The following is a 20041-nucleotide window of genomic DNA, read 5'->3' on the forward strand; positions in this document are numbered from 1 at the left end:
GGGATGCGCGGGCCACGCTACCTCCTAGAATCGAACACATGAACGACTCCGGCCTGTCTCGGCTCGCGCTGCTCCGCTTCCTGGAACGCGTGCAGGTACGGGACCTGGAGCGGACCCGCCGGTGGATCGCGGACGAGGAGAAGCGCGAGGCCGAGCGGCAGCGGGGCATCGCGGCGCGGCCGCCAGCGCCGGACTGGCTGATCGAGCGCGGCCTGTCCCGCCAACACGCCGTGTACGTGCACGTCGGCGACTGCTGGAACGCGGGCTCGCGGTCCAAGGGCGTCGAGCGGGACCAGGCGCTGCGCGCGCTCGCCGACGGCGTGACGGCATGCCCCCAGTGCCGGCCGGACACCGCGCTGGGCATCCTCGACTAGGCGCTGCGCGGCCTGCGTCCGCTCGCCTTCTTCCCCGCGCTCTTCTTCGCGGCGGTCTTTTTGGCCGACTGCTTCTTCGCCGTCTTCCTGGCCGCGGTCTTCTTCGGCAGTTCGTGTACGTCGGCGTCTTCGCCGCGGGAGGCCTTTGCCTTCTCCACCGACTCGTTCAGCGCGGCCATGAGGTCCAGGACCTGGGCCGGCTTGTCGGGCTCGGGCGCCTCGGGGAGCTCGCGGTCTTCCCGCTTGGCCTCGATGATTTTCGCTAGGGCGTCGGTGTAGGTGTCCTCGAACTCGGGGCCGTCGAGGTCGTCGCGTGCCATCGACTCCATCAAGGCGAGGGCCCCCTCGATCTCCTCCGTCGACACCTTCTCGTCCGGCGGGTCGACGGCGCCCGGGGCCCGGATCTCGTCGGGCCAGCGCATCGCGTGCAGCACGATCACGTTGTCGCGAATTCGCAGCAGTCCAAGGCGTTCCCGCCCGCTCCACGCGTACTTCGCGACCGCCACCTTCGACGACCGGCCAAGCGCCTGCACCAGCAGCTTGTACGGCTTCGCCGCCACCGCCCCGTCCGGGGCAAGGTAATAGCCCTCACCGATCTGAATCGGGTCGACGGAGTCCAGCGGCACGAAAGCCTGAATCTCGATGGCCTTCGCCGTCGGCAGCGGCAACTCCCTCAGGTCCGCATCCGAGATGGCGACGACCTGGTCCTTGGCGTACTCATAGCCCTTGCCGATCTCCGACTGAGCGATCTCACGGTCCTCCAGCTCGCACACCTTCTTCACCCGCACCCGACCCATGTCCTCCAAGTGGTACTGGTGGAACTGGATGCTGTGGTTCTCGGTCGCACTCTGGACGTGGATAGGCACCGTGACCAGGCCAAACGAGACGGCTCCGCTCCAGATGGTTCGGGGCATAGCTGACCTCCGCGTGAGCCCCGAGCAGGATCAGCCTACGAGCACCACCACGGCCCCGCATGCGCGCGGGCACCCCGAGTCGCACGCAGGTGACATGACCCCGGCAACCCGTCGTGATCTACCCGCTTGCCGAGGAGGCCAGCCGGCCTACCATCCGGGAAGGCTAGATCGTGCGGGCGGCACACGGAGCGCACCCGCCTTCGAATCATAAAAAGAGAGGCCCTGGTCTGGATGCCAGGACCTCTCCCGCCTTGTCCGTGTCTTCTACGGGGTCACCGTGAAGCTCAGACCTTCCCGTTGGCACGCCTCCGATGGGTGGTGGAGGTTAGCCGACCGCCGACGTGCTCTTGGTCAAGACCTGTTGACGTAGGTCAGGGCCACGAAGATGAAGCCGCCCAGCCCGATTGCAGCTAGAGCCCCTGTGCTGATGGCCTCGTAGTACGAGACCCCCTCCATCGCTCGACGGAGGATCCCCGCGAAGCATCCGCCGATGATCGCGACCAGTATCGTGATCACGGCTTCGGTCTTCCTGTTCCTCGGGGACTCGTCCCCGGGCCCCGAGGTTTGCGGGTTGTTCTGCGTTGCCGTCATGGCTCGCTCAGCCTTCGTCAGCCGCCTGTGAAGGATGACCTGTCGGATTCGGGCTGGCGAAGTTGCCCGGCCGCTGACGCGGCTTCACCCCAAGGGCTGCTCGGCCCGGTCATGGCGTGACCGTCCCGGCGACCCGTCGTGCCTGGGTCCTCCACTCCTGCCGATCCACTCCTGTCGACAGAGCATCCGGGCAGCGGCAGGACTCGGCGTCCGCTCAGATGGCCCCGCCGTCTGTTGACGGGGGCTTGTCGTGGAAGAGATCGTGACGCACGCCACCTCAAAAGTCCCAACGGAATTGGACGTTTGTGGGGATGGTCACCACTAACCCGTTCGATTGTGGAAAATGATCAATCCTCCCTGGTCAAACGGGGGTTGACGTTCCATCAGGCGTGGAGGCGTGAAAGAGGCGCGTCCGCGGGCGCATCGAGGTCAAGGTGGTCTAACCGGCCTAGCGACACGGGCATGGAGGTGGTGCGCCTTGATGCGAATTTCCATTCGGCATGCGGGCCACGGGTTGTAAAAAACGTACAGGAAGTACAGTCATTGGCCGCGCTGCTCCGTGCGGTTGAGGCCGCGGGCGAGCTCCTGGAGAATCTGCGGCTCGGACTTACCAGTCATGTGGGCCAACTGTTTAAGCAGCAGCGCGCACAGAGCCGTCGAACCGTCGGCAACCTGGTCCAGATTCCCGTCTGTGGTACGGCGGTCCGCCATGTACTTGATCATCAGGTCATTGCCGGACACATAGGCGGTCATCGCCTCGATGCCGAGTCGGATGCGGTCGTAGTCGCTCGTCGTCATCGCGTCACACTTCCACGGATGAGGAGCGCGCCGCCACCGTCGCGAACTCGACCCCTGCGCGGAAATGGGGCAGCACGGCCGAGGGCTTCCAGGCCGCTGTCACTGAGTACGCGGCGCGCGTGGTTGTGAGTCTTACGTCGTTTGTTCCGTGTACAGCGACCGTAGATGTTGGCTCAGACGATCCTGAAGGCCTTCCAGGGCGTGGGCCAGACGCGGCGCTCGGATACATCGACTAGGCGAACGTCACTCGCGCGGTCAGCAACCCCTAACCAGCAGGAGTGCTGTCCGATCGGTTCCGCCCTGACGGGCCCCTCACCTTTCGATTCTTGATCTTCTTGGCGGCGACCACAGCAGCCAGTAGCATCACGAAACCCGAGCAGCCCGTCACACTGACGAACCAGGCGAAGAAAACATCGGCAGGCCGGGCGTCATCCGCAAGCCAGAAGATCAGATACGCCTCAGCGAAGATGTGCAGCGTCAGCGCGGCGTACCAGACCGTCTGCAGGTTACGGAGCCCACGAAGCAACGGAGAAGCACTCACCGACTGCATAGCCTGACGGTCAGACAACCCCTCACCACGCGCCGCCTCGATCGCCCGCTGCTCAGTCTCGTCAGCCCGCTTCTCGATTTCGTTGAATTCGACCGTCGCCACCAGCAAGACCACCGGAATGACAGTGACCATCGCCGAGGCGAACTCCCCAGTCATCCTGACACTCACGCCCGCCCCCCGATGCCGGCTCCGCAACTCTGACACGAGCGTAGGACTCGCACAGCCCCCTGTCAGCCGCAGAGGAGCCCTGCCGCTCTGACCCTCCGCATAGAGCTTCAGTCGGCCCGGAGCGGCTCCCAGAGAGCGTCGCCGACTTGCTGAGCGACCTTCCGCAGAGGCGTCCCAGTGACGTGCATGTACCGTGCGCGCATACGGGCCGCTCTCCCGGGCTCCTGCGCTGTCGGTCACGGACGGCGGAGGCTTCGGCACCGCCCCAGAGGTCGAGCGCCAGGACCAGGACGCCGAGCACGGCCGAGGCCTGGGCATGGTCAGCGTGATCGCTCACCGGTTCGTCCACGAGAGCGACGGCGGGTACACGGTCACCGCGGAACTGTTCACGGACCCTCCCGCAGGAGGTCACCTGCGCTGATGGACAAGGCGCAGCGGGGCTACTGGTGCGAGTGCTGGACGAAGACCTCACCGAGGTGACGCGGCCGGTCCTGCGGGCTTCCTTCGATGCATACTCGGCACCGCAGGCCGTCAGGCCCAAAGCCTGCCCGAGTTGCCAGCCAGCGTACGGCCCCCTGATCATGCCCGACCCCAGACCGGGCAGGCCACCGGCCAAACCCGCTCCGCCGACCTTCGCCCGTGCCGGCAGAGACCTCGAAGCTGAAATGATCAACACTTAGGACCAAGGCTCAGTAAGAGCTTTCAGGCTGTTGACCAGTTCGACTGCTCGATCCATGGCTTCGAGATTTCCAACCTGCTCAAAAATTTCATAGGCTTTGGTCGCGCGAGTCAGCGCTCCAGAGAAGTCTCCATAGCTCTTTCTGCAGTTGGCGGAAGCGAAAATGCAAGCCCCCAAAATCGCAGCGGAGCCTAGTGCTTCAGCTTCACGAGAAGCCGACTCGTAAGATTCCCCAGCTTGCTTAAAGTTTCGTTGCCTCGTGTAAATCGCAGCGATCTCAAGCTGAGTCGCTAGGACTTGGGAACTATTCGACTGATGCCGGGCCAAGTCGAGCGCCTCAGTGAGACATCCGAGCGCTTCATCCGCTCTGCCCAAGTTGGCCAAACCATTTCCCATTACCTGCAATGCAGTGATCATTTGCGTCGCATAGGTAGGCATTCTGGTTTCCCCGAGAGCCCGATAGATATCAATCGACTCCCGCAACGCTTCGAGAGAGGTTTGATATTCCCCCGAACCGCTATACCGGATTCCAAGGTTGCTAAGTGAGCCGGCAAGGCCCAAGAGGTAGGCTTCCGGGTTAGCCTCTGCTAGGTGTCGATAGATGGCAACGGATTCCTCAGTTGCAGGCAGGGAATCCTCATGCCGACCCAAATCACCAAGACGAACACCCAGATTATTCAGAGCACTCGCAAGACGAGAAAGGTAAGCGCCGGGGTTCTCGTTTGCCAGCTGTCGATAGATGGCAACGGATTCCTCAGTTGCAGACAGAGAATCCTCATGCCGACCCAAATCACCAAGACGAACACCCAGATTATTCAGAGCACCAGAAAGATCTGAAAGATAGGCGCCGGGGTTCTCGTTTGCCAGCTGTCGATAGATGGCAACGGATTCCTCAGTTGCAGACAGAGAATCCTCATGCCGACCCAAATCACCAAGACGAACACCCAGATTATTCAGAGCACTCGCAAGGCGAGAGGAGTGAGCGCGCGGGTTTTCGCCTGCCAACCTACGAAAGATGAGGAGAGCTTCCTCAGCTACAGACAGGGAATCTTCATACCGACCCAAATCACCAAGACGAACACCCAGATTATTCAGAGCACTCGCAAGGTTGGAAAGATAGGCGCCAGGATTCTCGTTCGCCAGCTGCCGATAAATGGCAACAGCTTCTTCTGTTACCGGCAATCCATCCGCATACCGTCCTAGATCTCCGAGTCGGACCCCGAGATTGTCCAAAGATCCGCCCAGGTTTGGGAGGTACGCGCCAGGATTATCCCTCGCCAATTGGCGATAGATGGCAACGGATTCCTCGATCGCAGTGGCGGCCTCCGCATGTTGCCCCATATCTGCTAGGCGCACACCGAGATTATTCAGGGAGCCGGCCAGGTTCGGAAGATGCGCGGCGGCATTATCCCTCGCCAGATGCTGATAAATGGCAACAGCCTCGCTTGCAGAATCCAGTGCTGAGGGAATATCCCCCGCTCGTGCCATATGGACACCTGCGTTACTTAGAGCCATCGCTAGGGTTGGAAGTTGAGATTCATCCTGGTCGGCCACTCGACGGCAATGCATGAGTACTTCACGAGCTGCAATCTGGGCTGAATCCAAATCACCAGCCTCAGCGAGGCGATTTGCCAGATTCCCCATGACGGCAACTAGGGTGGCGGGATCTTCAGCATCCTCGGATTGCAGAAATAGATGCACCGCTTCTTGGGCTGCTTTCAGCGCCTCGGGAGCGTATCCAGTCCGAGCCGCTCTAATACTCAAATTATTTAGGGCTGCTGCACGCTCCCTCAATGACCCAGATTCATCGACCCCCTTCAGCTGTTCTAGAGATGCAATCTCTTGAATAGCAGGAAATACATCCAGAGCCCCAAGACTCTTGAGCGACTTAGAGATACTTGAGATGGCAGTTTTAAGCTGATCGTTGCTAATCGCTTCATGGCTAGGTCGTGGCAGTGACATCAGGCGCACTGAGAGATCCAGAGACCGTGCCGTAGCTCGCCGCAAAAGCCGATCATCGTTACTACGCAGACACGCGTCCGCCAACACGGGGGCCAACCTGGCGGCACTGTAAAGGTCATTCCTGTCAACAAGATGCCGCAGTGCACTCTCGAAATAAGGGATGGCATCCGAAGGGTTGCCCTCGGCCAGGAGTTCAGCCCCCTTCTTGCGCTGGATTTCAGCCCACTGAGTATCAGTCACTGCGACCCTCCTTCCGGGAGATCTACATTGATCTTGATGTCCTTATTTTGGGAGATCTCGATAGAAAACGGTCTAGATAGAACCTGTTTTCCCAACCGGATGTCGAGGCCGCCGACTCTAAATGCTTCAGAAGTGTCTGACGTCTCCGTACCAGAGTTTACGTTGCCTGACGCGGCTCCCCTCTCCGGAGGGAAATGATTCGAGAAGCACCAAGAAACAGCCTCCCTGAACCACTTGTATGCCTTATCTTCTCGATTTCCCGGTTTGACGATCTCGGAATGAGATCCCCGCACCGTCTTTTTGTAGTCCCGTCCAATGTTCATTCCGCCACTGAATGCATCTACCCATTTATCGGAGGTGCCAAGAACGGCGTAAGTGGGAATTAGGTATTTTCGTGCATCAAACTGAGACGGGTCGACGCATACGCGATCGAGAAATACTGAATTTAGGCTTTCGATTAGGGGTGAATGCGCTTTGAGTGCACGCGCATCTGTGAAGAATGGCGTCAATATCTGAGGTACGCGCATCGAGCCGGCTTGGGGTGTTCCCATCAGCACGAGACCTGAAACGCGATCAACGGCCAGGCTACCGTCACTACAGTGCGTTTGCGATTCGATAAGGTCCTTGATCGTCGCCTTGCATAGAAGGCCCCCCATGCTGTGGCCAACCAGTACCACCGACCGATAATGTGAGTCGCGGATCGTGTCTGCAAGCTCACGTGCATGCACAACGAGTGTGGTGGAGTCCATCTTCGACCAGCGCTGCCAACCGCTGGCGTATGAGTACAGACCTACATCGATGTCAGTACGGTCCTCGAAGAGGAACTTAGGGAAATCTCCCCACGTCTTGTATCGATGGCCGTTTAGGCCGTGGGCAAAGATCAAAAGATTCGGGCATTTCTCAGGATCTCGTGAGTGCACGATCAACGGGCTCAACGCCGCCAGGCCATCCTTGCCGACGGGGGTGAACTCGTTGCCGCTGGCGAAATGCATTCCAGTCGCCTTCGTGAGGAGCGCGCCTGTTGTGGCTTGGGCCGCCCACCGAACGCGGCGGTACGAGCCTACCCCTCACGGGGCGATCACAGGTGTCTCCTCTACGAACAGCCCAGCGGTGTCCAGCGGAACGGACCCAGGGCCGTGCAGATCGCGCGGTGGACCAGGGGCATCAGCAGGTTGGAACGTCAACGACTAGCGTCCTGCACCGGTAGTTCGTCGTCAGATCTGGCGGTCCCACTTTAAACCGCCCGCGGGTCTGCGTTTCAGGCTCTGAGCGGACCGCACGTCAGCCGGTAGGCCTCCTGGGCCCAGGGCTCCTTCGTGTGAGGGTTCACGCCACAGGCCAGGGATGCACCTATATCGCCGAACCAGGTGCTCACGCTGCCGTAGACGTCACGGCCGGGGCAGGACACGGTGAAGCCGCGTCGACGGCCTGGACTTCCTCGGCATCGGCGAAACGCCCCGCGTGCCCGATGAAGTCGACCTTGACGGGGTTCCGCCGACGATCGGCGGACTCCCTTCCCGGAGCGGCCGGTTGCTCGACGACCCACCACTTGAGGTGCTTGATGGAGCCTCACTGCAACCGTTCGCACAGGTCAGCGACCGGACCTGCCACAAAAGCCCGCAGCTTCCCAAGCTGAGAGCGCAGGTTCGGTCGCTCCTCTCCAGCGCCTTACCCAAGGTGGTCTCCAAGCTCCATCAAGGGGTCGCTATCCAGGTATAGACGGCGCCGCCGAGGGAAACGAGCACACCCAGGCACACCAGCACCCTGGAAACCGGATGCATCCAACGGAGTCTCGGCGGCTCGTGGAGAGCTTGTTCGCGTTCGATCAGGCGCAGCGCATCGATGTCGAGAGTCATGGCCAAGTGGTCTTGAATCTTCTTGATCGCTTCTTCAGCCAAGAGCGCCGAGCTCCGAAGCCGCATGCTCTCTGAATGCGCTGCGACGAGGATGACGCCGGCCAGCAGGCTGATCACTCCCGCTGCGCCAGGCATTTCGGCGTTCAAGGCTGCCGCGTAGGCGGTAGCCATGACTGCAAGGCAGACCAGCAGCGCGTTGAGTACCTGGTAAGCCCGGCCTCTGCGGTTCTCAGACCAGCGCCAGGCGTGGTCAAGAGCTAGGGCCAAGGTCTCGTGATCAGTTCCCCGCGGCATCATGAGGGCAAGATGGCAGGCGCCGCCAACGTCGTCCAGAAGACCCCGGGCAGTCTGCGCTCTGGTCTTCGGCCATGACGCGGCAGCCACAGCTGGCAGCGTCCGCCCAGGGCCACGACTCGACCGTCTCAGTTTCCGTCCCATTCAGCCCCGTTCATGGCCGTTCAGGCGAGACCCGCAACCCTCCCGGCATCGGCGACCATCCGTACGTGAACGCAGGTGAACGCCCCTGCACGCAACCCACTACTCCACCACCACAGTTGGCAAGCGTGTTGAGGGCCACTCCCACCCGAGTTCGAATCCCGTATCCGCCGCCAGTGCTCCGTGTGGCGCTGGACCGTCGCAGTGTTCCGGGCCTGTGGGCCATGTGTGGGCCAACGTCACGCAGAAGGAGCCGAAGTAGCGCTTCCGTGCAGGTGAGCAGGGGTTTCGTTCCTGATTCCGCAACGCTCTTGAAAGCCGTCGCTAGGCAAGCGCCGTAGAGGTTTCCCCACTCCTTTCAAGGGCCCGCGCAAAGCGCGGGCTGGCTCCTTGGGCCTGGCCCTCTGCGCCTTCGGCGCCGGGCCTGGCCCCTGGGGCCGCAAGCATGTTACGGCCCGGACGGTAGAGCTCTAGACGGGCAGGCCACGGTCAGAACGATGCCTCCGGCGGGGGATCGGCCGGCACCGGGATGGAGGGGGCGCCGTTCCCGGCTGCGGGTCCGTAGTGGCGTGCGGGGTGCTCCCATCCCGACCACCGCCGACCCAGGCAGAGCCGAGCAGACGCGGCCCATGGCGGACGGGATGGGAGCTGGGGAAGTGGTGGGTGAAGGAAGATCGCTTGTCATCCGTAGCACGCGGTGCCACGATCGGGAACCTGGGCAAGGGGGTTCGATGCTGCACGTCATCTCACTGGTCGCCGGGACGACTGTCGTGGTGCTCTACACCGCGACGGGTGTCCTGGCCATCGCGACCGGCCGCGCCCTGCCATGGAAGCGGGGCTACGTCCTGCGGCCACGGCTGTGGGGCTCCGGAGCCCTGGCGTTCGGCGCGGGGATGGCGCTGGCCCGTTACGGCGGCACGGTGCGCGACCTCACTACCTCCGACGTCGTCTTCGCCTGCAGCGTGCTCATGCTGATCGGCGGTGGGGTGCTGCAGTACGTCGGCCAACGCAGTCCGACCTCCGATCCCAGCCAAACAGCGAAGGGATGAGACGGCCCTTGTCAAGGCCGCGTGCGGCGGCTGACACCAGTGGCTGACACCAACAAGCGCGAACGGCAGCGGTCGAGGCCGGATCTCAGTGAACGATCGGTCGAGGCACAGAGGCGGTTGGTCGACGTTGGCGGACCCCTATGGTCGACCTGGCAAGGATGAGACCACAGGTTCAAGCCTGGCCCTTGCTCGCGTCGGCCAGAGCCAGCCCCGCGATCACGAGGACGAATGACACCGTGCAGATGATCTTCTGTCGACGGCTCCACAGGTCCCAACCCCGTTGTCCCTTGCTGCCGATGGCCACGCCAATCATGCCAACGAAGAATATGGTCAAGCCGATCACCCGATGAAACGTACACCGCAGAGAACCTTGCGTGCCCTCTGCGTGCCGGATCGGCCAGTGAGCGGCGGGGAACCTCGGCGAGTCTTGCCGTAAGTCTCAGGTCAACATCTCGCCAGCTCAGCATCCTTCCGCATACGCGATCCTCCAAACTGGGGCCGGTCGCTCGCGGAACCTTCGCCAGGGATAGCCTTCCGGTCCGTTTGGAACGCTCCGGGAGGCTCCCTGTGCACACTGCCGTCTTGCTGCTGAGGAGCGCGCTTGGCCTAGGTGGCGGTCTTGTGGGCGCATGGGAGCTCAACCGCCAAGCTTCAGGTCCCGGTTGGAGGAAGTGTCGGGTCCTCGCTGCGATGGCGGCTTTGCTCCTCGCCGCTCTGCTCGTCGCCTAGGGAGAACGGCAGCCGGACGCCGGAGAAGAGAGCCCGCATGCGTACAGCATTGAAGTACAGCAATCCCACCGATCGGTGCTGACCACCTGCCCCCCACGGTCTGTCTGACCAGACCTCAGCGACCTCCCCGCCCGTAGTTCGCATCGAGGGGAGTGGCACTGCCCGCCGGCCGTGCCATTCCCGTGCCAGAACGGACGGGGACTCACGGGCAACTGGGGTCCGCAGGGGTGAGTTCTACCAGAGTGTGCCCTAGGCACGGAGTTCGCAGGTCAGGCCCGTGATGGTCCAACCTCGCGCTTTCCCGGAAGACCGCCGTGTCGACACCGGTGCCACCGCACTCGGCGATCGAAGTGGAGCTGACCTGGAAAATCGTGCGGCTTCCTGGAGTCGGCCTGTTCGCTGGCAGCGCCGGCGCATCGCTCTGCGCTAAAGCCCAGCTCACGGCCCGCTCCGTTGTCCTGGTCTTTGTCCAGTACGCCGACGGCCGCCACTGTTCGCCGTCCTACGCGCACCCCATCTGACGTGCTCAGTGAACCCCCACGGACACTGCCGGACGGCCGCGCGGACAGTTGGAAAGCGTGTTGGGGGCAACCCCTCACGAGTTCGAATCTCGTATCCTCCGCCAGTGCCTCACCGGGCACGATGTCGAAGGGCCCCACCGTTCGCGGTGGGGCCCTTCGTCGTTGTCCGTCTCTTTTTCCGTCTCAGCCGGCCGCGCGCTGCTTGTCGGGGTGGGGGACAACCGGCTTCGATGCGGAAGTATGAGCGGGTGAGTCTCATAGACATGAGTGAGCGTGAGTACTGGGCCTTCGTGTCCGAGGGCCCCGAGGTGTTCGTGGGTCAGGCCACACTCGCCCGCGTGGAAAGCTTCTTGATCGGCTACGACGCCCACGCTCGGCGGCACGGCGGCCCCGGGCTCGACGGCTGGCGTGACTGGCTGGTGGCCAGGCGTGGCCGGGAATGCCAACACGCTTGGATGGGTCAGGTCCGTCACATCGCCCTCCCCGATGAGAGCTGGGATCACTGGGAGCTCTCACCGGAGCAGGAAGAACGTGTCATCACGGTTCTCTTCGCGCTGCTCGACGAGTTCCTCGCGGAGCGGTCAGAGGAGCCCCCGCGCTCTGACCTCTCGGCATAGAGCTTCGATGGGCCCGGAGCGGCTCCCGGAGAGCGTCGCATACGGGCCGCTCCCCCGGGCTCCCAGCCCATGATCGCGTCGCCCACGTGTCGGACCTGTGCGCGAGCCGTTTCACCGGGTGCCGTCGGTTCCGTGCTGGAATCTCGTCAGGGCAAAGATGATGAAGAGGTCGAGTGTCATCACGGGGATGGCCCAGAGCGGGTAGTACGGAACGAACATGAACTGGGTGATCAGGCTGACCCCTGCCGCCGCCGCACCGGCCCCGCGGCCCCAGCTCTTGTTCATCACGACGCCCAGGCCGGCAACGGTGAGCGCCAGTCCGACCACGATGTGGATCCAGCCCCAGGCGGTCAGGTCGAACCGATAGGCGTACTGGGACGCGGCGAACAAGCTGTCGCTTGCGATGCCGGACGCCCCCATGAGAATGCTGAGCGGTCCGCTGAGCATCATCACGGCCCCGGCGAACAGGGACGCACCGCTGAGTCCTTCGATGTTGCCCGGCCTTCCGTGCCCTCGCCGTGTCTCGCTCGGCATCGTTGCCATGGCCGCCACCTTCCTGTACAGCACGATCACCGGCGCACCACGTCCGCGCGACTCCGACCGCGCTCCACTGTCAGGATCACCGCGATCCTCCGGCACCGCGACCGCAACCCGCCTTGGGACCCGGTCAGGGCCCCGGCCACGGGCCACGGGCCACAGCGCGGCGGCTGGGTGCCGACTCCCGCCTCGACGGCCGGCGGCTGGGCGGCAACGACGTCGTACACGCACGCGTGCGCAGCGGGTCGGCCCTGGCCCGGCGGTACAGAACGGCTCAGGCGTGCCGGCTGGTGACCGCGGTCGGGGCGAGCACCCGCAGGTCGGTCGGTAGCCTCCCTCGCCGTACGGGCCGGCTACAACGCCGTGGGGGCGACCGCGACGGTCGGACGCCGACACTGCCGGCGACCAGACCGGCAGACGCCGACACCGACACCACCGGCCACCGATCCCCTGCCCTCAGTGCACCGACAACCCCCCGTCCACGAACACCGACTGCCCCGTGACATAGCCCGCCGCCCCGCTCGCCAGGAACACCGCCGCGCCCGCGAAGTCCTCCGGGACGCCGTTTCGGCCGGTCATCGTGCGGGCGGCCAGGGAGGCGACCTGTTGCGGGTCGTCGGCGAGGCGGGCGTTGAGGGGGGTCAGGACGAAGCCGGGGACGAGGGTGTTGCAGGTGACGCCGTGCGGGGACCAGGCCTCGGCCTGGGAGCGGGCCAGGGACTCCAGGCCGCCCTTGGAGACGCCGTAGGCGCCGCTGTGGACGAAGGCGCGGTGGGCCTGCTGGGAGGTGATGTGGATGATCCGGCCGAAGCCGCGCTCGGCCATGCCGGGTCCGAAGCGCTGTCCCAGGAGGTAGGGGGCCTCCAGGTTGACCGCCATGGTGGTGTCCCACACGTCGTCGGTGAGCTCGGTCATCGGTGGACGCAGGTTGATCCCGGCGGAGTTGACCAGGATGTCCGGCTCACCGAACACACCGGCGGCCGCCTCCGCCGCCGTACGCACACCTTCCCTCGTGCTCAAGTCGCCGACCTCCCAGGCCGCCCGGCAGCCTTCCGACGTCAACTCGGAGACAGTGGAGATCAGTTGCTTCTCCCCGCGGGCCACGATCACCACGCTCGCCCCGGCCCTCGCCAAGGCCCCCGCGATCGCCCTGCCGATGCCCGAACTCCCGCCGGTCACCAGGGCGACACGGCCGTCCAGCGAGAACAGTTGGGAGAGATACGCCTCGGAGGTCATGGCCGCACTGTAATTCGGTACCCGGGCCCCCATGACGCGCATCCTCGTCGGCACCTGCTCCTGGACCGATCCCGCGCTCGTGCGCAGCGGCTGGTACCCACCGGGGCGGCGGGACGCCGAGGGGCGGTTGCGGTACTACGCCGAACGGTTCCCGGTGGTCGAGGTGGACGCCTCGTTCTACGCCCTGCCCGGCGAGCGCAACAGCCGTCTGTGGGTGGAGCGCACGCCCGCCGGGTTCGTGTTCGACGTGAAGGCGTACGCGCCGCTGACCGGGCATCCGGTAAGGCAACCGGCCCTCGCGGACGTGCCGCTGGACGAGGTGTGGGCCCGGTTCGCCGCCGGGATCGAGCCGTTGCGGGAGGCGGGGCGGCTCGGCGGGGTGCTGTTCCAGTTCCCGCCGTGGCTGCGGCCGGGGACGCGGGCGGAGCGGTTCCTGGAGGAGACCGCGCACCGCACGGCCGGCTGGCCCGTCCACGTGGAGTTCCGGCATCCGGCCTGGTGGGAGGAGGGGCAGCAGGACCTCACCCGCGCGCTGCTCGGCAAGCACGGCTTCGCGGCCGTCGGGGTGGACATGGCGCAGGGGCTGCCCACCTCGCTGCCGCCGGTCGTGCCCGTCACCGCGTCCCGGATGTCCGTCGTGCGCTTCCACGGACGCAGTGCCTCCTGGGGGCGCGGCAGCAAGGAGGAGCGTTTCCGGTACGACTACTCGCGCGCCGAACTCACCGAATGGGTACCGCGGTTGCACGCACTGGCCGGGTCGGCCGACGAGCTCCACGTGCTGTTCAACAACTGCTGCGGAGCCGCCGCCGTGCACGCCGCCGAGACGATGGCGGAGCTGCTCAGCCCACGATCCTGACCGTCTTCGTCACGCTGATCTGGTCGACGTCGGAGACCCTGATGGTCGCCTTCATCCGCCAGTCGCCCGCGAGGGGAAGGGTGAGGTCGTTCGTGCCCCAGTAGCCGCCCTTGTTCTTCAGCTGGGCGTCGATCGGGCCGATCTCCTTGGCCGGGAGAGTGAAGGACAGCCGGAGTTCGGGGACGGTGGCGAGGCCTCCGTCGGCGGCGTAGACGATGGCCTGGACCGAGTTGTCGCCGGTGCGGCCCGGGTCGAGGGTGACCTGCACCTTGCCGGAGGCACCGCCCACGGCGAAGGGGAGCTCGGTGAGGGAGGCGGCGGGCAGTCCGCCCGTGGCCGGGCCCGCCTCGGCCGCCTCGGCCTGCGCCCGGCCGGGCAGCGTGCCGCTCAGCACGGTGCTGAGCACCAGGACCACGACTCCGACGGCCACTTCGGTGAGCACGGAACGGCGCAGCGCACGCCGGTGCGCCGGGGAGTCGCCCCGGGGAGCGGGGGACTTCGGCCCCGAGCCCCCGCCCACGCCCGACCCAGCGCCTGCACCCGAGCCAGTGCCGACACCCGCGTCCGCACTCACACCCGCCTCCGCACCCGAGCACGCCTCCGCACCCGCGCCCGAACCGGCCTGCGTCTCCGTCGCCGCCTCCGGCGCGCCCACCCGCTCCGGGACCCGTTCCCGTACGACCGGCTCCGCCTCGACCTCGGCCGCCGCCGTCACCAGACGCCCCGTCCACTGCCGCGACAGCCTCGCCGCCGCGAGCAGCAGCGTCACCGCGAACAGCTTGAGGACGAGCAGATGCCCGTACGTCGTGCCGGTGATCGCGTCCCAGGAGCCGAGGCCGCGCCAGGACTGGTAGACGCCGGTGGCGACCAGGACGGTCACGGAGACGAAGGCCAGGCGGGAGAAGCGGGCGACGACGGCGGCCGGGACCTGCGCCGACGCCCGGTGCAGCAGGGTGAGCAGGGCCGCGAGGCCGCCCAGCCACACCGCCATCGCCAGGACGTGCAGGACCGCTGACGTCATCGCCACCGGCACCTGGATCCCGGCGGACGCGTGCTCGGCGGCGGCCCAGGTCAGCGCGAGACCCACGGCGAGCACTCCGCCCGCCGCCTGCCACGCGCGCGGCAGCCTGGACTCGCCGAGCCGCAGCAGTCGTACGACGAAGAAGCACGCGACCAGCAGCAGTGCCAGGCGGACCAGGAGTGCTTCTCCCGGGCGGGTGCTCAGGGTGCGTTGGAAGGCCCTCAGCGAGAAGGCGGAGGCAGGGCCGGCCCCGGACTCGTACGGGGCCCGCAGCACCAGCAGGAACAGCGTCGAGCCGAGCAGGGTGCCCCAGCCCGCCCACAGGAGCGGACGCAGGCGGGACGGCTCCGACGGGCGGCAGGCGGTGAGGAAGACGGCGGTGCCGATGAGCAGGGCCGCGGCGAGGTAGGCCAGGTAGCGGCCCATGTTGAAGAGGCTCTCGGTGGCCGGGTCCTCGGTCGGGCCGGTGTCCAGGACCACGGTGGCCGGGGAGGGTTTGCCGACCGAGAAGGTGAAGGCGCCGGAGACGGGGTGGCTGTCGGCCGAGACGACCCGCCAGGCCACCGTGTAGGTGCCCTGGGCGAGCTTGGCGGGCAGGGAGACACGGGCCGTGTCCGAACCGCCCGGCCCGTGTCCGGCGTCACCGACCTTCAGGCGCTTGCCGTCGGGGTCGAGCACCCGGAAGGAGTCGTCGAGCAGGCCGACGGACTCGGTGAAGGTCAGGGTGATGTCACGCGGGGCGGACTTGAGGACGGTTCCGTCCTCGGGGTCGGTGGACCGGAGGGCCGCGTGGGCCGACGCGGCTCCCGCGCCGCCGAAGAGGAGCAGGACCAGCACGGTGCCCAGCAGCACCAGCCCTTGAAGCCCTCGCCCTCGCCGGCCTGCGCTGCTGCCTGCACGCTCACACCTCACGTCACTACTCCGTACCTGGGCTCGAGGTCTTCCCGATAGGTACGGACGCGAGCCCCCGAGCGCTCACCAGGTCGGCCGGGCGGACATTCCGCCGTCCACGGCCAGGTCGTGCCCGGTGATCCAGGACGCGAGCGGCGAGGCGAGGAACACGCACGCGTCGGCCACGTCCTCGGGGCGCCCGAGCCGCCCCAGGGGCGCCTTACGGACCCACCGCTCGAGCCCCTCCGGCCAGTCCTCCGCCAGCCCCTCCCGGTCGATCAGCCCGGGCGAGACGGTGTTCACGCGGATGCGGTGCGGGCCGTACTCCAGGGCCGCCGCCCGCGCGTGCGCCACGACCGCGGCCTTGGAGGCGGAGTAGTGGGCGTGCCCGGGTGCGGACCGGCCCGCCTCGATGGACGCGATGTGGGTGACGGACCCGCCCTGTCGCATGAGCTCCGCGGCCGCCTGCGTGCAGGCGAAGACGCCGGTGAGGTTGGTGTCGACGACGGCCCGCCACTGCGCGGCCGTCATCCCGGGCAGGGGCTGGACGGGCTGCACGCCGGCGTTGTTGACCAGGGCGGTCAGTCCACCGCCCCACGCGGCGGCCTCCCGGACCAGCCGCCGGCACTGGTCCTCGTCCCGCAGATCCGCTTCCAGTACGACGGCCCGGGCGCCCGAGTCCTCGATCCGGGACGCCACGTCACGCGCGGCCGCCGCAGCCGTACGGCAGTGGACGGCGACCGCGGCGCCCTCCTCGGCGAACCGCAGCGCGATCCCCCGCCCGATGCCGCCGCCGGCGCCCGTGACCAGGGCGACCTGTCCTTCCAGGAGTCTCATGGGCGGCACAGTGCCGCGATCCGGGCGGCCTCCGAGGGATAACGCGCCGTCAGTTCGGCCGCGTCCCCGTGCTCGTAGTCCTCGTAGGTGAAGCCGGGTGCCATGGTGCAGCCGAAGAAGGTCCATGCGCCGCGGGTGCGGGCCCCCATCCAGGTGCCCGAGGGGACGGTCAGCTGGGGGTGCTGTCCCTCGCGTATGTCCGGGCCCAGGACGGCAGTGGCCGCCGTGCCGTCCGGGGCGAGGAGCAGGAGGTCCAGGGGGTCGCCGAGGTAGTGGTGCCAGACCTCGTCGCTGGGCAGGCGGTGCAGGGCGGAGTAGTCGTCCGCGGTCAGCAGGGCGACGATCGCCGTGCCGTGCGGTCTGCCGTCGGCGCGCTCCGCTCCGGCCCAGGTCTGCCGGAACAGCCCGCCCTCACGCGGGATCGGTATCAGGCCGTAGTGGGCGACGAGGTCGTCAGGCGTCACCCGGAAAGGCTACCTCCCTTGCCAGGAAGGCCAGTTGGGCGTGCTTCTCGGGCAGGTGCACGTCCGGGAGGTCGATCTCCGGCAGCACGACCGTGTCTCCGGCCACGAAACCCTGCTTCAGGAAGCGGGCGATGGCCTTCTCGTTGCGCACGTCGGGGTCGACCACGACCCGTCGCCTGTCCAGGGCCAGCAGCACGTACGAGGCCACGGCGGACAGCAGCGCCTTGGACCAGCCGGGACGCGTGCCGTGCGGGCCGGGGGGCGGGAGCAGCAGGTGGATGCCGATGTCACCGGGTTCGACGGAGTAGCACTCGCTGACGCGGTCGGCTTCCGGTTCGTAGGTCTGGAGCAGCCCGGCCGGTTCGCCGTCCTTCTCCAGCAGATAGGCGTGGTGGGTGTCGAGGGTGTCCAAGTGGGCGTAGATCTCGGCGACCTGCTGCCGGGTGAGGCCGTTCATGCCCCAGAAGCGGGCGCGTTCGTCGCGCACCCAGGTGTGGACGGTGGCCGCGTCGGCGTGCGGGTCGAGACGCAGGATGCGGACGGTGCCGAAGCCGTCCACCGTCCGGGTGTGGACCGCTTCGCGGGTGGGGGTGTGGGACATCGGTCTCCTCAGTCTTCCTTCTTCAGCTGCTGCCAGTCGGTGCCGACCGGGACGAGTTCTCCCCTGAGCCACAAGGGGAGTTGGTCGCGGTGATGGGGTGAGCCGGGTGTGCCGCAGGCGCCCAGCGGGACCACCCAGCGGCTGTCCTCGCGGCGGGCCAGGTCCCAGACGTAGCGGGCGGCCGGGCCGCGCGCGGCGAGATCGGTGAGCCCGGGCACGGCGGAGGTGCACAGGACGCAGTCGTGGTCGCCGGAGAGGGCGGGGGCGTCCCACTCGCGCTCGGGAAGCGCCTGCCAGGGGACGAGGCGGTGGGTGTCGCCCCAGGTGCCCCGCGGCGGTTCGGCGGCCACTTCCTCCAGGGCGGCCCGCACGGTCCCGGGCCGGTCGATGCCGTACAACTCCTCGGCGCGCAGCAGATGTTCGAGCGCGAAGGCGACTCGGGGGACGAGGCCGAGCCAGGGGAGGAGGACATCGGGGTAGGCGGGCGGGCTGGTCAGGGCCTCGAACGCGGGGTGGGCGGCGAGCCGTCGTACGACCGCGCTGCGTACGGCGGCGTACAGGGCGGCCTCGCCGCTGCTCGCGTCCATGCGGCGATCCCAGCGCAGCAGCGTCACCCTCATGGTGGTGGCCGCGGGGCTCAGGTCGTGCAGGGCCTCGATGTGATCCAGCAGGGGCTGGGCCGACGCGAGTCGGGTGTCCGTGTGGATCCGCGCCATGTCGGCGGCCGACCAGTGCGTCTTCTCCTTCAGCAGGGCGGTGATGCGGTGCGCCCGGTGGGGCGGGGCGAACTCGACGCCGAGCGGGGTGGCGGGGCCACGCTGGTTGGCCATCACGGCGATGCCGTCGGTGAGACCGGCGCGGGGGGTGTCGTGCCAGCCCTGCCAGTCGTGCCCGGGCTCCCAGGCGGGCACGGGACGCAGCCGGTTCGCCTCCGCGCGCACGGGGACCCTTCCGGCGACCCGGTGCAGCAGTCCGCCCTCGGTGTCGGCGGCCTGCACGACGTTCACGGGCTCGACCCACACGTCGAACGCCCGGTCCACGTCGGCGGTACGACGGGCACGGAGCAGGGGGAGCAGCGCACTGAAGCCGAGGTCCTCGGTGACCCGGGGCGGGTAGCGGAGGGCGAGGGCGAGGGGGGCGGACCGGAGGTCGTCCGGTTCCTCCAGGACTCCTCCGTCCAGGCCCTCGGGGCCTCCGGCGATCACCGGGCCCCTTTCGGTCTCGATCAGTTCGATCTCGACCGGGGGTTCGCCCGCGACCTCGATGGTCTCGGTGTGGCGGGTGGCGCGCTGCCAGTGACCGCCCGGGCCGAGGGACTCGACCCCGGCGCCCGTGCGGCGCAGCCGTTCGCGGTAGAGGTCCTGGTAGTCGGCCATGGCGTTGGTGATGGACCAGGCGACCGTGCCGGTGTGGCCGAAGTGGGCGATGCCGGGGACGCCGGGCACAGCGAGGCCGATGACGTCGAACTCGGGGCAGGCCAGGCGGATCTGCTGGTAGACGCCCGGGTCCTCGATGTAGCGGTGGGGGTCGCCCGCGAGGACGGCGTGCCCGGTGGTGGTGCGGGCGCCCGAGACCAGCCAGCCGTTGCTGCCGGCGGTGCCCGGGCCGTCGGTGGCGAAGAGGCGGACCGCGTCCGGCCCCAGGTGCCGTATCGCCTCGTCCCGCCACAGCTTGGCCGGGAAGCCGGCGAACAGGATGTGCGTGGCGAGCCAGACGCCGAGCGGGGTCCAGGGCTCCCAGCGCCCCGGGGCGAGCCCGACACGGGCGAACTCGGGGGCCGAGGTGGACGGCAGCTCCTCGTTCACGCCGTCGACGTAGGCCCGCACCCACTCGGCGGTCTCCGGGTCCCGTCTCTCCAGCGCGGCGAAACAGCGTCTCGCCGTGTCGGCCAGGCGGGCCCGTCTCGCGAGGGTGTCCCAGGACAGGGCCCCGGCACCGAGGAAGGCGGCCGAGGTGCCCTGTGCGCGATGCCGTTCGACCTCCAGCTGCCAGGCACGGTCGCGGGCGGTGACCCGGCCCTGGGCGCGGGCGAGTTCACGCGCGCTGCCCGCGCGGAGATGGGGAATCCCCCAGGCGTCGCGGTAGATCTCCATGCTCACCCTCACACCCGCTCAC

The 20041-nt window shown here is 67.1% G+C and carries 20 protein-coding genes, 1 pseudogene and 1 riboswitch; of the genes and pseudogenes, 6 read left to right on the forward strand and 15 right to left on the reverse strand.

Going from position 1 to position 20041, the window contains the following annotated elements:
* The first annotated feature begins 38 nt into the window (after positions 1-38).
* Positions 39-374, forward strand: a complete 336-nt coding sequence (locus IOD14_RS43105) for a DUF6233 domain-containing protein (protein ID WP_212673099.1) — start codon at positions 39-41, stop codon at positions 372-374.
* Here the strand turns inward: IOD14_RS43105 and IOD14_RS43110 are convergent.
* From IOD14_RS43110 to IOD14_RS43125, 4 genes are all read right to left on the reverse strand, one after another.
* Positions 371-1288, reverse strand: coding sequence for a Ku protein (locus IOD14_RS43110; RefSeq protein ID WP_212673100.1), 918 nt, complete (start codon positions 1286-1288; stop codon positions 371-373). The two genes, IOD14_RS43105 and IOD14_RS43110, sit on opposite strands and share 4 nt — an antisense overlap.
* Positions 1289-1639: 351 nt before the next feature.
* On the reverse strand, positions 1640-1879 hold the full coding sequence (locus IOD14_RS43115; protein WP_212673101.1) for a hypothetical protein: 240 nt from the start codon (positions 1877-1879) through the stop codon (positions 1640-1642).
* 7 nt (positions 1880-1886) lie between these two features.
* Positions 1887-2098, reverse strand: a riboswitch (cyclic di-AMP (ydaO/yuaA leader).
* Between the two features lie 321 nt (positions 2099-2419).
* Positions 2420-2677, reverse strand: a complete 258-nt coding sequence (locus IOD14_RS43120) for a hypothetical protein (protein WP_212673102.1) — start codon at positions 2675-2677, stop codon at positions 2420-2422.
* Between the two features lie 265 nt (positions 2678-2942).
* Complete coding sequence (locus tag IOD14_RS43125) at positions 2943-3383, reverse strand: hypothetical protein (RefSeq protein WP_212673103.1); 441 nt, start codon at positions 3381-3383, stop codon at positions 2943-2945.
* Positions 3384-3621: 238 nt separating this feature from the next.
* Here IOD14_RS43125 and IOD14_RS43130 point away from each other — a divergent pair.
* Positions 3622-3816, forward strand: a pseudogene (locus IOD14_RS43130) (ATP-binding protein); the annotation flags it as partial.
* Positions 3817-4071: 255 nt separating this feature from the next.
* Here IOD14_RS43130 and IOD14_RS43135 read toward each other — a convergent pair.
* From IOD14_RS43135 to IOD14_RS44690, 3 genes are all read right to left on the reverse strand, one after another.
* On the reverse strand, positions 4072-6276 hold the full coding sequence (locus IOD14_RS43135) for a tetratricopeptide repeat protein (protein ID WP_212673104.1): 2205 nt from the start codon (positions 6274-6276) through the stop codon (positions 4072-4074).
* Positions 6273-7268: an alpha/beta fold hydrolase gene (locus IOD14_RS43140; protein WP_212673105.1), complete on the reverse strand. Its 996-nt coding sequence runs from the start codon at positions 7266-7268 to the stop codon at positions 6273-6275. The genes IOD14_RS43135 and IOD14_RS43140 overlap by 4 nt, the downstream gene beginning before the upstream one ends.
* Before the next feature lie 702 nt (positions 7269-7970).
* Entirely contained in the window at positions 7971-8303 is a 333-nt protein-coding gene (locus IOD14_RS44690; protein ID WP_249126220.1) for a hypothetical protein, read from the reverse strand.
* Between the two features lie 995 nt (positions 8304-9298).
* Between IOD14_RS44690 and IOD14_RS43150 the strand changes: the two genes are divergently transcribed.
* Positions 9299-9616, forward strand: coding sequence for a hypothetical protein (locus IOD14_RS43150; RefSeq protein ID WP_212673106.1), 318 nt, complete (start codon positions 9299-9301; stop codon positions 9614-9616).
* Between the two features lie 172 nt (positions 9617-9788).
* Here the strand turns inward: IOD14_RS43150 and IOD14_RS43155 are convergent, their stop codons facing one another.
* Positions 9789-9959 carry a hypothetical protein gene (locus IOD14_RS43155; RefSeq protein WP_212673107.1) on the reverse strand — a complete coding sequence of 57 codons (171 nt, stop codon included), beginning with the start codon at positions 9957-9959 and terminating at the stop codon, positions 9789-9791.
* Positions 9960-10659: 700 nt separating this feature from the next.
* Here IOD14_RS43155 and IOD14_RS43160 point away from each other — a divergent pair.
* Together IOD14_RS43160 and IOD14_RS43165 are read left to right on the forward strand one after the other, a co-directional pair.
* A complete protein-coding gene (locus IOD14_RS43160; protein ID WP_212673108.1) occupies positions 10660-10866 on the forward strand; it encodes a hypothetical protein in 207 nt (68 codons plus the stop codon).
* 263 nt (positions 10867-11129) lie between these two features.
* Positions 11130-11483, forward strand: coding sequence for a hypothetical protein (locus tag IOD14_RS43165; protein ID WP_249126221.1), 354 nt, complete (start codon positions 11130-11132; stop codon positions 11481-11483).
* A gap of 111 nt (positions 11484-11594) precedes the next feature.
* Here IOD14_RS43165 and IOD14_RS43170 read toward each other — a convergent pair whose 3' ends face one another.
* Both IOD14_RS43170 and IOD14_RS43175 read right to left on the reverse strand, forming a co-directional pair.
* Positions 11595-12056, reverse strand: a complete 462-nt coding sequence (locus IOD14_RS43170; RefSeq protein ID WP_249126222.1) for a hypothetical protein — start codon at positions 12054-12056, stop codon at positions 11595-11597.
* Between the two features lie 420 nt (positions 12057-12476).
* Positions 12477-13256, reverse strand: coding sequence for an SDR family oxidoreductase (locus tag IOD14_RS43175; protein WP_123990253.1), 780 nt, complete (start codon positions 13254-13256; stop codon positions 12477-12479).
* A 31-nt stretch (positions 13257-13287) separates the two neighbouring features.
* On the opposite strand from IOD14_RS43175, the gene IOD14_RS43180 reads away from it, so the two are divergent.
* Positions 13288-14112 carry a DUF72 domain-containing protein gene (locus tag IOD14_RS43180; protein WP_212673109.1) on the forward strand — a complete coding sequence of 275 codons (825 nt, stop codon included), beginning with the start codon at positions 13288-13290 and terminating at the stop codon, positions 14110-14112.
* On the opposite strand, the gene IOD14_RS43185 is transcribed toward IOD14_RS43180, so the two are convergent.
* From IOD14_RS43185 to IOD14_RS43205, 5 genes are all read right to left on the reverse strand, one after another.
* Positions 14096-15985: a copper resistance protein CopC gene (locus IOD14_RS43185; protein ID WP_212673110.1), complete on the reverse strand. Its 1890-nt coding sequence runs from the start codon at positions 15983-15985 to the stop codon at positions 14096-14098. The genes IOD14_RS43180 and IOD14_RS43185 overlap by 17 nt on opposite strands.
* Positions 15986-16108: 123 nt before the next feature.
* Positions 16109-16861, reverse strand: coding sequence for an SDR family NAD(P)-dependent oxidoreductase (locus IOD14_RS43190; RefSeq protein WP_212673111.1), 753 nt, complete (start codon positions 16859-16861; stop codon positions 16109-16111).
* The gene (locus IOD14_RS43195) at positions 16858-17325 is read right to left on the reverse strand and encodes a cupin domain-containing protein (protein WP_212673112.1); all 468 of its coding nucleotides are present in this window, start codon (positions 17323-17325) and stop codon (positions 16858-16860) included. Before IOD14_RS43195 ends, IOD14_RS43190 begins: the two co-directional genes overlap by 4 nt.
* A complete protein-coding gene (locus tag IOD14_RS43200; protein WP_123990258.1) occupies positions 17315-17926 on the reverse strand; it encodes a GNAT family N-acetyltransferase in 612 nt (203 codons plus the stop codon). Before IOD14_RS43200 ends, IOD14_RS43195 begins: the two co-directional genes overlap by 11 nt.
* An 8-nt stretch (positions 17927-17934) precedes the next feature.
* Entirely contained in the window at positions 17935-20025 is a 2091-nt protein-coding gene (locus IOD14_RS43205) for a penicillin acylase family protein (protein WP_212673113.1), read from the reverse strand.
* Positions 20026-20041 lie beyond the last annotated feature (16 nt).

The sequence above is a fragment of the Streptomyces sp. A2-16 genome, from assembly GCF_018128905.1.
In the GTDB taxonomy this organism is placed as follows: Bacteria; Actinomycetota; Actinomycetes; order Streptomycetales; family Streptomycetaceae; genus Streptomyces.